General features: G+C 73.1%; 15 protein-coding genes and 1 rRNA gene. 15 read left to right on the top strand and 1 reads right to left on the bottom strand.

Translation table 11 applies throughout. The features are described 5' to 3' along the window. The 15 genes from rrf to ACZ7CH_RS22145 all read left to right on the top strand — a co-directional run. A 5S ribosomal RNA gene (rrf, locus tag ACZ7CH_RS22215) occupies nucleotides 1–92 on the top strand; the annotation flags it as partial. Between the two features lie 90 nt (nucleotides 93–182). Then, a complete protein-coding gene (locus ACZ7CH_RS22210) occupies nucleotides 183–2798 on the top strand; it encodes a hypothetical protein (protein ID WP_470374726.1) in 2616 nt (871 codons plus the stop codon). Next, nucleotides 2795–3589, top strand: coding sequence for an HAD-IIA family hydrolase (locus ACZ7CH_RS22205; protein WP_470374725.1), 795 nt, complete (start codon nucleotides 2795–2797; stop codon nucleotides 3587–3589). The genes ACZ7CH_RS22210 and ACZ7CH_RS22205 overlap by 4 nt, the downstream gene beginning before the upstream one ends. Nucleotides 3590–3593: 4 nt before the next feature. Then, nucleotides 3594–3761, top strand: a complete 168-nt coding sequence (locus ACZ7CH_RS22200) for a hypothetical protein (protein WP_458430908.1) — start codon at nucleotides 3594–3596, stop codon at nucleotides 3759–3761. A 6-nt stretch (nucleotides 3762–3767) separates the two neighbouring features. Beyond that, nucleotides 3768–4562, top strand: coding sequence for a TlyA family RNA methyltransferase (locus ACZ7CH_RS22195; RefSeq protein WP_360392654.1), 795 nt, complete (start codon nucleotides 3768–3770; stop codon nucleotides 4560–4562). Further along, a complete protein-coding gene (locus tag ACZ7CH_RS22190) occupies nucleotides 4562–5452 on the top strand; it encodes an NAD kinase (protein WP_458430909.1) in 891 nt (296 codons plus the stop codon). The genes ACZ7CH_RS22195 and ACZ7CH_RS22190 overlap by 1 nt, the downstream gene beginning before the upstream one ends. A gap of 95 nt (nucleotides 5453–5547) precedes the next feature. Then, a complete protein-coding gene (gene recN, locus ACZ7CH_RS22185; protein ID WP_458430910.1) occupies nucleotides 5548–7329 on the top strand; it encodes a DNA repair protein RecN in 1782 nt (593 codons plus the stop codon). A 178-nt stretch (nucleotides 7330–7507) separates the two neighbouring features. Then, entirely contained in the window at nucleotides 7508–8104 is a 597-nt protein-coding gene (locus tag ACZ7CH_RS22180) for a hypothetical protein (RefSeq protein ID WP_360392645.1), read from the top strand. Continuing rightward, on the top strand, nucleotides 8097–8687 hold the full coding sequence (locus tag ACZ7CH_RS22175; protein WP_470374724.1) for a hypothetical protein: 591 nt from the start codon (nucleotides 8097–8099) through the stop codon (nucleotides 8685–8687). The genes ACZ7CH_RS22180 and ACZ7CH_RS22175 overlap by 8 nt, the downstream gene beginning before the upstream one ends. Continuing rightward, a complete protein-coding gene (locus ACZ7CH_RS22170; protein WP_470374723.1) occupies nucleotides 8680–9234 on the top strand; it encodes a hypothetical protein in 555 nt (184 codons plus the stop codon). The genes ACZ7CH_RS22175 and ACZ7CH_RS22170 overlap by 8 nt, the downstream gene beginning before the upstream one ends. Beyond that, entirely contained in the window at nucleotides 9227–9793 is a 567-nt protein-coding gene (locus ACZ7CH_RS22165; RefSeq protein WP_470374722.1) for a hypothetical protein, read from the top strand. Before ACZ7CH_RS22170 ends, ACZ7CH_RS22165 begins: the two co-directional genes overlap by 8 nt. Further along, entirely contained in the window at nucleotides 9790–10224 is a 435-nt protein-coding gene (locus tag ACZ7CH_RS22160; RefSeq protein WP_470374721.1) for a hypothetical protein, read from the top strand. The genes ACZ7CH_RS22165 and ACZ7CH_RS22160 overlap by 4 nt, the downstream gene beginning before the upstream one ends. Beyond that, nucleotides 10221–10661 (top strand): hypothetical protein, encoded by a 441-nt coding sequence (locus ACZ7CH_RS22155; RefSeq protein WP_458430914.1) that lies wholly within the window; start codon nucleotides 10221–10223, stop codon nucleotides 10659–10661. Before ACZ7CH_RS22160 ends, ACZ7CH_RS22155 begins: the two co-directional genes overlap by 4 nt. A 62-nt stretch (nucleotides 10662–10723) precedes the next feature. Beyond that, nucleotides 10724–11908 carry a putative cytokinetic ring protein SteA gene (steA, locus tag ACZ7CH_RS22150; protein ID WP_360392628.1) on the top strand — a complete coding sequence of 395 codons (1185 nt, stop codon included), beginning with the start codon at nucleotides 10724–10726 and terminating at the stop codon, nucleotides 11906–11908. Next, the gene (locus tag ACZ7CH_RS22145) at nucleotides 11905–12843 is read left to right on the top strand and encodes a copper transporter (protein ID WP_458430915.1); all 939 of its coding nucleotides are present in this window, start codon (nucleotides 11905–11907) and stop codon (nucleotides 12841–12843) included. The genes steA and ACZ7CH_RS22145 overlap by 4 nt, the downstream gene beginning before the upstream one ends. Here the strand turns inward: ACZ7CH_RS22145 and ACZ7CH_RS22140 are convergent. Continuing rightward, the gene (locus ACZ7CH_RS22140; RefSeq protein ID WP_470374720.1) at nucleotides 12840–13523 is read right to left on the bottom strand and encodes a hypothetical protein; all 684 of its coding nucleotides are present in this window, start codon (nucleotides 13521–13523) and stop codon (nucleotides 12840–12842) included. The two genes, ACZ7CH_RS22145 and ACZ7CH_RS22140, sit on opposite strands and share 4 nt — an antisense overlap. Nucleotides 13524–13543: the final 20 nt, after the last annotated feature.

The following is a 13543-nucleotide window of genomic DNA, read 5'->3' as shown; positions in this document are numbered from 1 at the left end:
CACCCGGTCCCATTCCGAACCCGGTAGTTAAGCCCTTCTGCGCCGATGGTACTGCACTGGTTACGGTGTGGGAGAGTAGGTCGCCGCCGAACTTACTTCCCTGAAAGGGGCTTGTGATGCGGGGCACAACTAAAGTGCTCGCTCACAAGCCCCTTTCAGCGTGTCTCTAGTAGGAGGATTTGGTGTCAAGGTTCGGGGATCGTCCCGGCGACCGTCAGCGTGGCCAGGGAGACCGACCGCGCCGTTCCGCCGATGGTGGCCACTCAGCAGGCGACCGCAAGTTCAGCAGCAACGACCGCCGCGACGACCGCGGTGGGTACCAGCGTGGTGAGGGCTCCGGCGACCGCAACCAGAGCGGCGACCGTCGAGACAACCGCGCCGGCAGCTCGTCCGACCGCGGCGGCTACCGCTCGGACCGCAGCGGCGGCGACCGCCCCGGCTACCGCGGCAAGGACTCGTCCGACCGCGGCGGGTACCGCAAGGAAGGTGCCGGCGACCGCGGTGGTTACCGGTCCAACGACCGCTCTTCCGACCGCGGCGGCTTCCGCAAGGACGGCGACCGTCCGAGCTACCGCAGCAGCGACTCCGGTGACCGCGGCGGCTCCCGTTCCTCTGGCGACCGCCCCGGCTACCGCGGCGGCGACTCGAATGACCGCGGCGGCTACCGCTCGTCCAGCGACCGCGGGTCCCGCACCGGCGACCGTCCGGGTTACCGGGGCAACGACTCCGGTGACCGGGGTGGCTACCGCGGCAACCGTTCCGACGACCGTCCGGGTTTCCGCAAGGACGGCGAGCGCGGTGGCTACCGCGGCAACGACTCTGGCGACCGCGGTGGTTTCCGCCGCGACGACCGTTCCAGCGACCGCGGCTCACGTCCCGGGTACCGCGGCGACTCGAACGAGCGCGGTGGCTCCCGCTCCTCGGGCGACCGTCCCGGCTACCGCGGCGAGAGCTCCGGCGACCGCGGCGGCTACCGCAAGGAAGGCTCCGGCGAGCGCGGCGGGTTCCGCCGTGACGACCGCTCCGGTGGCGACCGCGGCGGGTTCCGCCGCGATGACCGTTCCAGCGACCGCGGCGGCGACCGTCCGGGTTACCGGGGCAACGACTCCGGCGACCGCGGCGGGTACCGCGGCAACCGCTCCGACGACCGTCCCGCCTTCCGCAAGGACGGCGAGCGCAGCAGCTACCGCAGCAGCGACTCCGGTGACCGCGGCGGATATCGCGGCAACCGTTCCGACGACCGTCCGAGCTTCCGCAAGGATGGCGACCGGGGCGGCTACCGAGGCAACGACTCGGGCGACCGCGGCGGGTACCGCCGTGACGACCGGTCCTCCGACCGCGGTGGTTTCCGCAAGGACGGCGACCGTCCGGGTTACCGCGGCAACGACTCCGGCGACCGCGGCGGGTACCGGGGCAACCGCTCCGACGACCGCGGCAGCGACCGCCGTGACGACCGCGGCGGGTACCGCGGCAACGACTCCGGTGACCGGGGCGGGTACCGGGGCAACCGGTCGGACGACCGTCCGGGCTTCCGCAAGGACGGCGACCGGGGTGGCTACCGCGGGAACCGGTCCGACGACCGCGCTGACCGTGGCGGCCGTGGCGGGTACAACTCGGACGACCGGTCCGAGGCGCCCCAGCGCGACGACCGCCGCGACGAGCGCAGCCGTGAGCGTGCGGCCCGCTTCCAGGAGCGGATCGCCGACCAGGAGCCGACGGCCGAGGCGAACTCCGCCGAGGACGTGACCTCCGCCGCCGAGGCCGCCCCCGCACGCGCCGGCTACCGGCTCGGTGACGGTGCGGCCGCCTCGCGCGCCGCTGCCCGCGGCCAGTCCGACGCCGACGACTCGGTCGCCGACGACGCCGACACCGCTGACACCACGGCGCCCGCCGTCGACGCCGAGAAGGCCGACAGCGACGACACCGCCGCCGAGGCCATCGCGGCCGCCGAGCCGGCCGACGCCGATCCTCGCGACGACAGCACGACTGGCACGCCCGAGAGCACGACCGGCAGCACCGCCGACGTCACGACCGGCAACAGCGACACCGGCAGCACCGCCGCCGAGCGCGACGACCGGGACGAGGCGCCGAGCGGTCCCCGCGGCGGGCGTCCCGAGCTGCCGGAGGAGGCCGACCTCTCCCTGCTCGACCCGGAGATCAAGGCCGAGCTCCGCAGCCTCCCCAAGGGGCTCGCGGAGATCGTCGGACGGCACCTGGCCGCGGCCGGGCTGCTGATCGACGAGGAGCCCGAGCTGGCGCTGGAGCACGCCCGGTACGCGCGCAGCAAGGCGGCGCGGGTCGGTGTGGTGCGCGAGGCCGCCGGTCTCACCGCGTACTTCGCCGACGAGTGGGCGGAGGCGCTCAGCGAGCTGCGCGCCGCGCGCCGGATGATGGCCGGTCCCGGCCACCTCGCGATCATGGCCGACTGCGAGCGCGCCCTCGGGCGGCCGGAGCGGGCCATCGACCTCGCGAAGGACCCGTCGGCCAAGGAGCTGAGCCAGGAGGACGAGATCGAGCTGCGCATCGTCGCGGCCGGTGCCCGTCGCGACATGGGTCAGTTCGAGGCGGCCGTGGTGGCGTTGCAGGGGCCGGACCTCGACCCCGGCCAGCGCACCCCGTACTCGGCGCGGCTCTTCTACGCTTACGCCGACAACCTGGCCGCGGCCGACCGCATCGAGGAAGCCGTCAAGTGGTTCCTCAACGCCGCCGAGGCCGACGACGAAGGGGAGACCGACGCCGCCGAGCGCGCGTTCGAGCTGACGCAGGACCCCTCCCCCGAGGAGATCGGACAGCAGTGAGCGAAACGTTGGTGGACCGGTACGACGCGTTGCTGATCGACCTCGACGGCACCGTCTACCGCGGGTCCGAGGCAGTGCCGGGCGCAGCGGAAGCCGTCGCGCAGGCGAGGGCCAAGGGCGTCGGGATCCGGTACGTCACCAACAACGCCTCCCGCTCACCGCAGGCGGTGGCCGACCACCTCGTCGAGCTCGGGTTCGACACGAGCATCGACGAGGTGAGCACGTCGGCCCAGGCGGGCGCGGCCATGCTGGCCGAACGCCTGCCCGCGCGGACGAACGTGCTCGTGCTCGGCACCGAGGCCCTCCAGGCCGAGGTGCTGAAGCGCGGGCTCACCCCCGTGGACACCGCGGAGCACGCCACCGCGGTGCTGCAGGGCCTCAGCACGGACCTCGGCTGGCGTGAGCTGGCCGAGGCCGCCGTGGCCATCCGCGGCGGCGCGCTGTGGGTGGCCTGCAACGTCGATGTGACGCTGCCCACCGAACGCGGCCTGCTGCCCGGCAACGGCAGCCTCGTCGCGGCGCTCAAGGCCGCCACCGACGCTGAGCCGCTCGTGGCCGGCAAGCCCGCCACCCCGCTGCTGCAGCAGGCGGCGAAGGACCTGGGTGCCCACCGGCCGCTGGTCATCGGCGACCGGCTCGACACCGATGTCCTGGGCGCGGTGAACGCGGGCATGGACTCGCTGCTCGTGCTCACGGGCGTGTCGACGGAGCAGGAGGCGCAAGCGCTTCCGGAAGACCAGCGCCCCACGTATGTCGGCGCGGACCTGTCGGTCTTGCATCGGCTACCGTAGGGGCGTGAGCTACCCCCTGCCCGGACCGCCGCCCAACCCGGCCGACGCCATCAACGGCGCGCTGGAGCGGCTCGACGGGCTCGAGACGGTGCCGCTGGCCGAGCACGTGGCGAGGTTCGACGCCGTGCACGCCACGCTCACCGAAGCACTGTCGAGCATCGACAAGGTGTGATGCACAGTGCCACGCAGGGTGCGGCTCGACGCCGAACTCGTGCGCAGGGGGCTCGCCCGGTCCCGTGAGCACGCCAGCCAGCTCGTCGCCGACGGGCGTGTGACGGTGCGCGGCACCGTCGCCACCAAACCGGCGACCGCGGTGGAGACCTCGGACGCGGTTGTCGTCAGAGACCTCGGCAACGACCCGAACTGGGCGTCCCGAGGTGCGCACAAGCTGATCGGCGCGCTCGAGGGCTTCAAGATCGACCCGACGGGCAAGCGGTGCCTGGACGCGGGCGCATCCACTGGCGGTTTCACCGACGTGCTGCTGCGCGGCGGTGCGCGGCAGGTCGTCGCGGCCGACGTCGGCAGGGGTCTGCTCGACTGGAAGCTGCAGACCGACGACCGGGTCGTGGTCAAGGACAAGACCAACGTCCGCACCCTCACGCCCGAGGACATCGGCGGCCGGGTTGAACTCGTGGTGGCCGATCTCTCGTTCATCTCGTTGAGGCTTGTGCTCCCCGCACTGGCCGCGTGCCTCGACGAGGAAGGCGACCTGCTGCCGATGGTCAAACCGCAGTTCGAGGTCGGCAAGGAACGCCTCGGCTCCGGTGGCGTCGTGCGCGACCCCGCGCTGCGTGCCGCGGCCGTGCTCGACGTGACCAGTGCGGCGGCCGGGCTCGGACTGGCCGTGCACGGGGTCGTCGCGAGCCCGCTGCCCGGCCCGTCCGGCAACGTCGAGTACTTCCTCTGGCTGCGCAGGGGCGACCCGGTCGACCCCGCGGAGATGGTGCGCACCGCCGTCGAAGAAGGGCCCTGATGAGGGAAGTCCTGCTGGTCGTCCACACCGGTCACCAGAGCAACATCGATCTCGCCCGTCAGGTCGCGGGCCGGCTCGCCGTCGGCGGCGTCACGACCAGGGTGCTCGACGACGAGGCCCGCGACCTCGGGCCGTCGTGCTGCACCAAGGTCGTGCCCGCGGACGACCACGCCGCCGAGGGCACCGAGCTCGTGCTGGTGCTGGGCGGTGACGGCACGCTGCTGCGCGGCGCCGAGCTCGCCCGGCCCGCCGGGGTGCCGGTGCTGGGCGTCAACCTGGGCCGCGTCGGGTTCCTCGCCGAAGCCGACTCGGACGCGCTGCACGAGGCCATCGGCCACGTCCTGGAACGCGACTACTTCGTGGAAGAGCGCATGACGCTCGACCTGGTCGCCACCGTCGGCGGCGAGGTCGTCGTGAAGACGTGGGCGCTCAACGAGATCAGCGTCGAGAAGCTCATCCGCGAACGCATCCTGGAGGTCGTCGTCGAGGTCGACGGCCGGCCGGTGTCGGCGTTCGGCTGCGACGGCGTGCTCTGCGCGACGCCGACCGGGTCGACCGCCTACGCGTTCTCCGCGGGCGGGCCGGTCGTGTGGCCGGACGTGCAGGCGATCCTGGTGGTGCCGAGCAACGCGCACGCGCTGTTCGCACGGCCGCTGGTCGTCTCGCCGAAGTCGCACGTGGCGTTCGAGATCGAGGCCACCGGGCACCCGGCGGCGTTGTCCGCTGACGGGCGGCGCACGTTCGAGCTGCCCGCCGGCGCCCGGATCGAGGTCGTGGAGGGCGAGGTGCCGCTCAAGGTCGTGCGGCTGCGCCACGCCCCGTTCACCGACCGGCTGGTGGAGAAGTTCGACCTGCCGGTCAAGGGGTGGCGGGGACCATCGGCAGGTTGACCGCGCCGCTCGGTGCGCCGGCACCGGCTCGTCATGGTGCCCCCAGAGGTACGCCCCACCCCGAACTGTCGGACCCGACAAGTAAGGTTCGCCCTGTGCTGGCCGAGATGCGCATCAATGGCCTTGGCGTGATTGAAGAGGCCACCCTCGAGCTCGACCCCGGATTCACCGTCGTCACCGGTGAGACGGGTGCTGGCAAGACCATGGTCGTGACCGGGTTGCACCTGCTCGGCGGAGGCCGTGCGGAGGCGTCCCGGGTTCGCACCGGGTCCGACAAAGCCGTGGTGGAGGGCCGTTTCCAGGCCCCGGCGGGCAGCCCGGCGGCCAAGGTCGCCGAGGAGGTCGGCGGCGAGGCGGACGAGGACGGCTCGCTGATCGCCATCCGCACCGTGGGTGCGGACGGTCGTTCGCGCGCACACGTCGGTGGCCGGTCCGTGCCCGTCGGCGTGCTGTCCGAGCTGGCGGAGCAGCTGATCGCCGTGCACGGCCAGAACGACCAGCTGCGGCTCATGCGCCCGACCGAGCAGCGCGGTGTGCTGGACCGCTTCGCGGGCGACGACGTGGCCGAGCCGTTGCGCGAGTACCGGCGCATCCGCGACGAGTGGCTGAAGGTCGCCTCCGAGCTGCGCGAACGCACCGAACGCTCCCGTGAGCTGGCCCGCGAGGCCGACCTGCTGCGGCACGGCCTGACCGAGATCGACGCGGTCGACCCCAAGCCGGGCGAGGAGCAGGAGCTGCACGACGAGGCCCGCCGCCTGGCCGACGCCGACCAGCTGCGCGAGGCCGCGTCCGGTGCCCAGTTCGCGGTGTCCGGATCGCTGGAGGGCGACCCGGACAACCCCGGTGCGCTCGGCCTGATCTCCGAGGCCGCCCGCCGCCTGTCCACGTCGGACGACCCGCGGCTGCGTGAGATGGAACCGCGGCTGGTGGAGGCGGCGACGCTGCTCGCCGACGTCGGCGCGGAGATTTCCGGCTACCTCGACCACCTCGACGCCGACCCAGGCCGCCTGGAGCAGGTGCTGCAGCGCCAGGCCGAGCTGAAGGCGCTGACCCGCAAGTACGCCGCCGACGTCGACGGCGTGATCGCCTGGGCCGCCGATGCCCGCTCGCGCCTGAACGGCCTCGACACCTCCGAGGACGCGCTGGCCGGGCTGGCCAAGCGCCGCGACGAGCTGGCGGCGGAGCTCGGCGTGCTCGCCGCCCAGGTCACCGCCGCCCGCACCGAGGCCGCGCTGGAGCTGGGCAAGGCCGTCACCGAGGAGCTCGACGGCCTCGCCATGCCGCACGCCTCGGTCGAGCTCGCGGTCCGCCCCCGCCACGCCGAGTCCGGCGACTCGCAGGCACTGCCCGTGGGCCGCTCGATCCTGCACGCCGGCTCCTCGGGCGTCGACGAGGTCGAGCTGCGCCTGATCTCGCACCCCGGTGCCCCCGCACTGCCCGTGCACAAGGGCGCCTCCGGCGGTGAGCTGTCCCGCGTGATGCTGGCCCTCGAGGTCGTGCTGTCGCACTCCGACCCGGTCCCGACCCTCGTCTTCGACGAGGTCGACGCGGGCGTCGGCGGCCGTGCGGCCGTCGAGGTGGGCCGCCGCCTCGCCCGCCTGGCCCGTTCGCACCAGGTCATCGTCGTCACCCACCTCCCGCAGGTGGCCGCGTTCGCCGACCGCCACCTCGTCGTGGACAAGTCGGCCGACGGCCGCTTCACCCGCTCCGCGGTCCGCAGGCTCGACGAGACGCAGCGGGTGGTGGAGCTGGCGCGCATGCTCGCGGGCATGGACTCGACCGACACCGGCCGCGCCCACGCGGAAGAGCTGCTGGCGGCGGCGAACGCCGACAAGTCGGCGGCTCCGGTGGTGCGGAGGCGGAAGAAGAAGTCCTGAGCCGGCGCGGGCCGGGGGGACCGCGGGCTCGGTGGGGACGCGGTCGCGCGGGTCCGGCGGGTGGGCCGCGCGGGTGCCGAACCGCGCTGAACCCCCGCTGGTTGGGCATGATGGTGAGAACGTGACCGATGCCCGGTCAGCGGACGCACACGGTGGTGCGGTGGAAGGTGGACCGGATGTGACCACGCGCCGGGTGTTCGGGGCGGTGCTGGTGCTCGTGGCCGCGGGGCTGGCGGTGGCCGCCACGTTCCTGGTCGGGTATTCGGTGGAGACGGAGTTCGCGAACCGCACGTTGCGGTTCGAGGCGACGACGTGGGGGATCGAGCACGACGACTTCCGCGGGTCGCTGATGCTGGCGCCGATCGACTACGGGTGGCCGGCGCTCGCGGCGGCCGTGGTGATGGCGTTGTCTGCGGTGCTGTCGTTCCGGCAGCCGGTGGCGCGGCTCGGGTCGTTGCTCGGGGCCGGGGCGCTGGTGGGGCTGGCCTGGCTGGCGCTCAACCAGGTGCAGCAGGTCGTGCGGCGGCTGGCGGAGCTGACCGTGCCCGTGCCGCTGGACGTGGTGCGGGGCAACGGGATCACGGTGCTGCTCGTCGCCGCGGGGGTGGGGGTCGTGGCGGCTTTGCTGCACCAGGAGCTGCCGTGGCACCGGGCGGAGCGGCCCGCGGACGGTGTGGTGATCCACCAGGTCGAGGGCGACGACGAGGACACACCGCCCTACGGGTTCCCGGTGGTGGTGGAGACGAAGAGCGAGCAGGAGCAGCGACGTGACTGACCGGGGGAGGCCGGCCGCTCTGCTGCTGGTCCTGTGCGGGGTGCTGGTGGGGGTCGGCAACCAGCTGCCCATGTACACGGCGATGCACACGTCGCCGGTCGACTCGTTCGCGTTCAGCGGCTCGCTGTGGGAGGGCTCGGTACCGCTGCCGGACGGCCACGAGATCAGCCCGCTGCTGAACGTCGGCGCACCGGTGTTGTTCACCGCCGCGCTCACGGTGGTGGCCGGGCTGCTCGCCCTCCGCCGGGGCCGGGGCGTCCAGCCCGCCCGCGTCGTCGCGCTCGCCGCGGCGGCCGCGTTCCTCGGGGTCGTGGTGGCCTACGGGGTCGGGGTGCTGCGCGAGGAGGAGATGAACAACGCCTTCGAGGCCGCCACCGGGTTCGCCTACCACTTCGACTCCGGCTTCCACCTGCTGGTGCTGGCGGCGGCGGCCGGTCTGGTGGGCGCGGTGCTCGCCCAGCGGTCGCGGCCGCGCACGGAGCCGCCGGCGGACGACGCGGTGGTGGTGCACCAGTTCACCGACGACGACACGCCGCCGTTCGGGATCGCCTTCCCCACCACCGGGGAGGCGCGCGGTGACTGACCGCCGGATCGCCGCCGGGGTCGTGGTGCTGGGCGGGGTGCTCACCGGCGCCGCCTGCTTCCTCGACGTGCTCGGCCACCGGTTCGTGGGCGAGGGGCGCACCTTCACCCAGGTCGTCTCGCTGTGGGAGCGGAGGACCGACGCGCCGGGCTACCCGGTGTTCGACGTCGCGGCGGACCCCGGATGGCCCGTCGTGGCCGCCGCCGCGGTGATGGTGGTGGCCGCGCTGGGCACGCTCGCCGGTGCGAAGGTCGCCGGGGCGGCGCGCCTCGCGACCCTGGCCGGTGCCGGAGCGCTCGCCGGCGTGCTGCTGTTGTTCGTCGTCGAGACGCTGCACCAGCTGCAGGTCGCGAACGCGTTCGAGGCGAGCTCCGACTACCGGTACGCGCAGACCGCCCTGCCCGGCTTCTACCTGCTGGTCGCGGGAACGCTCGCCGGGCTGGCCGGCGCGGTGCTCGCGCAACGGCCGCACGCGGCAGAGCCGGTCGCGGACGACGCGACACCGCCGTTCGGCATCGCCCTGCCAGTGGAGCGCCGGGGTGACTGACCGCCGGAGGACCGCCGCGCTGCTCGTGGTGCTGGGCGGGGCACTGGCCGGAGCCGGTGCCACCAGGGACGTGTTCGTCGAGACGGAGGTCTCGCAGCAGATCGTCATCACGTCCACCACCTCGTTGTGGGGCACGCGGTCGAGTGCGCCCTCGCCGCTCCCGGACGGCGGCGTGTTCTCCGAGGGCCTGCCGATCGTGGTCGCCGCGGTGCTCATGGTGGTGGCGGTGGTGTGCACGCTGCGGGAGGGCAGGACCGCCGCCGTGGCACGTCCGGCGGTGCTGGTCGCGGCCGGGGTGTTCGCCGGGCTCGTGCTGACGTTCGCGGTCGGCGTGCTGCGCCGCGCGGAACTGGCGAACGCCCTCATCGCCTCGTCGCCCTGGCACTACGAACAGCACCTCCTGCCCGGTTTCCCGCTGCTGGTGGCGGCGGCGCTGGTCGGCTTGGCCGGTGCGGTGCTGGCCCAGCGCCCGGCGCCGGAACCGGAACCGGAACAGCTGGGGGCGGACGACGACACACCGCCGTTCGGGATCGCGGTCGGACAACAGGAGGCTCGGTGATCGGACGACCGACGGCGATCGCGTTGATCGCGGTGGGGGTGGTGCTGACGGCGGGAGCGCTGGTGCTGCCGTGGTACTCGACCACCTACGCCGGTGGCGTCGAGGTGGTGGTGCGGGCCTGGGGCACGGAGGTCGTGAACAAGCCGGGCGACTGGCCGGCCGGTGACCTCTCGCCCTGGTACGGCATCCCGGTCGCCGCCACGGTGGTGCTGCTCGTCGCCGGGGTGAAGGTGCGCTGGGCGGCGCTCGCGGGCGCGCTCGGCCAGGCCGGGGCGGTCGCGGTCGTGGTGGCGCTGGTCGTCTCGGAACGCGGGCACGCCGGGGACCAGCAGGGCGACTTCGCGCTCGGCTACGGGCTGCTGTTCCTGGCCGTCGGCACGGTCGTGGCGCTCGTCGGTGCCGTTGCGGCACAACGGGAGGCGGTGGCGTGAGGAAGATCCTCAAGATCGGGCTCGTCGTGCTCGCGGCGGCGATGGCGGTCGTCGCGACGTTCCTGCCGCTGTCGGAGCTGCGGATCCGGCTCGCACCCGACCAGCCGCAGACCGAGTTCGTCACGACCGGCTGGCGCACGCAGTTCGGTGAGGTGACCGACCCGCACGGGCCGCTGTTCGGCATCCCCGTCGCCGCCGCGGCGCTGGTGCTCCTCGCCGGTGTCTTCCTGCGGAGGTTCGCGTTCGCAGGGGCGGCCGCACTCGCCGGAACCACAGGAATGTTGTTCGTGTATTTGGTGAACGCCATCAGCTTTCACAAAACGGGCAACATCACCATCGACCCCGGTCTGGAAGCGGGCTTCGGAACGGGCACCTGGGTGCTGCTGGCCGCCGTTGTCGTCGCGTTTGGGGCCGTAGTGGTTCACCCCGACGACTGAGGGCGGGAAAAGACCCGGCGTGCCTCACCTGTCCCGTGCGCAACGTGAGTCACTATCGGCTCATGAAGCTTTCCGGGTTGCTGAACCGCACCAACCACCAACTTCCCGGTGTCACCGGCGTCGCGCGGGTGGATCGGCGCGTGAGCGACCTGGTGCGGCGGGTCAGCCCCGGGGACGTGGCCGTGTTCGACCTGGTCGACCTCGACCGGCGCACCGCGGAGGCCCTCGTCGCCGCAGAGGTGGTGGGCGTCGTGAACGCGTCGCCGTCCATTTCCGGGCGCTTTCCCAACCTGGGCCCGGAACTGCTGATCGAGGCGGGCATTCCGCTCATCGACAACGTCGGCGCGACCGCCCTGCGCGAGATCAGGGAAGGCACGAAGATCCGCCTGCACGAAGGGGTCGTGTACGCGGGTGAACGCGAGCTCGCGACGGGGATCGAGCAGAACGCGGAAAGCATCGCCGACGCCATGATCGAGGCGAAGGCCGGCATGTCGGCACAGCTGGAGGCGTTCTCCGCCAACACCATCGAGTTCCTGCGCCGGGAACGCGCGCTCGTCCTCGACGGCGTCGGCGTGCCCGAGGTGTACGTCCCGATGCGCGACCGGCAGGTGCTCGTCGTCGCCGGCGGCCCCTCGCACGCCGAGGAGCTGCGCAAGCTCAAGAAGTACATCCGCGAGTACCGGCCGGTGCTGATCGGGGTCGACACCGGCGCGGACACGCTGCACGACGCGGGCCTCGCACCGGACATCGTCGTCGGCGACCCCGACGGCATCGGCACCGCGTCGCTGCGCGCGGCCACCGAGGTGGTCGTGCCGGCGCAGACCGACGGCCACGCGCCCGGCCTGCAACGCATCCAGGACCTCGGCATCGGCGCGGTGACCTTCCCCGCGTCCGGCAACGCCGAGGACCTCGCCCTGCTGCTGGCCGAGGCGCACGGCGCGTCCCTCGTCGTGACGGTGGGGCTGCGCGCGACGCTGCGCGAGTTCCTCGACCGCGGGCACTCCGGGTCCAACCCCTCCACGTTCCTCACCCGGCTGAAGCTCGGCAGCAAGCTCGTCGACGGGGAGGCCGTCGCGACCCTGCACCGCAGCCGGGTGTCGTTGGGCGTGATCACCCTGCTGGTGGCCGCCGCGATCGCCGCCATGGCCGCGGCGCTGGCGGTCTCCGGCGTCGGTCACGTCTACGTCGACATCGTGGTCGACGGCTGGCACTCCGTCGTCAACTGGTTCAAGGGGTTCTTCTCGTGATCACGCTGCGCTACCACATAGTTTCGATCACCGCCGTGTTCCTCGCGCTGGCGGTGGGCGTCGTGCTGGGGTCCACCGCGATCAGCGGCAGACTGCTGTCCGGGCTGAGCGACGAGAAGAACTCGTTGGCACAGCAGGTGAACGACCTGCAGAACGACCGCAACGCGGTGAACGCCAAGCTGACCGACGCCGACGAGTTCGCCGCGTCGGTCGGGCCGCTCGCGGTGAAGGACCGGCTGACCGACCGCACGGTCGTGCTGGTGACCACCTCGGACGCCCGCCCCTCCGACCGCGACGCGCTAAGCGGGCTGCTGAAGTCCGCCGGTGCCACCGTCACCGGTGAGGTCCAGCTGACCGACGCGTTCGCCGACCCGTCCCGCGCCGACCAGCTCCGCGAGCTCGTCGCCCGCCTGCAACCCGCCGGCTCGCAGCTGCCGACCGCCGGCGACCCCGGCACCCGCGCCGGTGGCCTGTTCGGCGCGTTGCTGCTGCTCAACCCCACCGGCAACCAGCCGCAGGCGACCCCGGACGAGGCCGCGGCGGCGCTCGCCGGGCTCTCCAACGCGGGCTTCGTGAAGGCCACCTCCAGCGTGAAGCCCGCACAGCTCGCCGTCGTGCTGACCGGCGGTGCGGCGCTCGGCGACTCGGCAGCGGACCGGGCCTCCACGATCGCGCGGTTCGCCACCCAGCTCGACCGCTCCGGTGCGGGCGTCGTCCTGGCCGGTGCGAACGGGTCCGCCAACGGCACCGGCGCCCTCGGCGTGGTGCGCGCGGACACCAACGCCACGTCCGTCCTGTCCACCGTCGACAACTCGGACACCTCGGCCGGCCGGGTCGTCGTCGTGCTGGCGCTGCACGAACAGCTCGAAGGCCGCGCGGGCCGCTACGGGGTGGCGGGCAACGCCGAGGCGTCCTCGCCGGGAAACGCGAGCTAGTACTCGGTCGTCCAGTCGCCCGGCAGCACCGCGAGCAGCTCGTCCAGCGCGCGGGGCGTGCGGGCACGGGCCCACAGCCACTGCCGGTCGTCCTCGCGGATGAGCACGTCGTCGGTGCCGAACCACCGGGTGTTCGGGCTGTGCAACGGCAACAGCTCGAACTCGCGCTCCAGCAGGGAGGTGTCCGCCGCGGACATCTCCCTGTCGGCCGTCTGGGCGCCGTCGCGGAACAACGCCTCCGACAGCACCAGCTCCACGCACGCGTGCGACAGCCGCGGCAGCCAGGGGTCCCAGGTCTCCTCGGACTTGTCGACCAGGTCCAGCTTGATCAGCACCGCCGGGTCCTCGTCCCGCGCGGTCGTGCCCCAGGCCGCCACCCACTGGTTCTCGTCGCGGAACACCAGAACGTCGCCCTCCATGCGCAGCTCCGCGGGCAGCAGCAGCCGGTCCTGGTTGCTGGTCAGGTCGGGGCGCTTGCCGAACAACGCGTAGGCCTCGCGCAACGCCGCCGGTATCCGCACGCCCAGCCGGGCCTCCGCGGCGTCGAGGTCCGCGTTGCTCCAGCCGTCCTGCGCCTCGATCGGCTCGGCCCACCAGGCCGCGAACCCTTCGATGAACCGCCAGGCGGCCGCGCGGTTCCGCACCGCCCTGGCCGCCGCTCCCACCACGTCGAAGGTCACGGCACCACGATTCCCGATCG

Source organism: Lentzea sp. NPDC037011 (assembly GCF_055607425.1).
The sequence above is the reverse complement of the archived record's forward strand: the minus strand, read 5'-3'. Positions and strand labels throughout refer to the sequence as shown.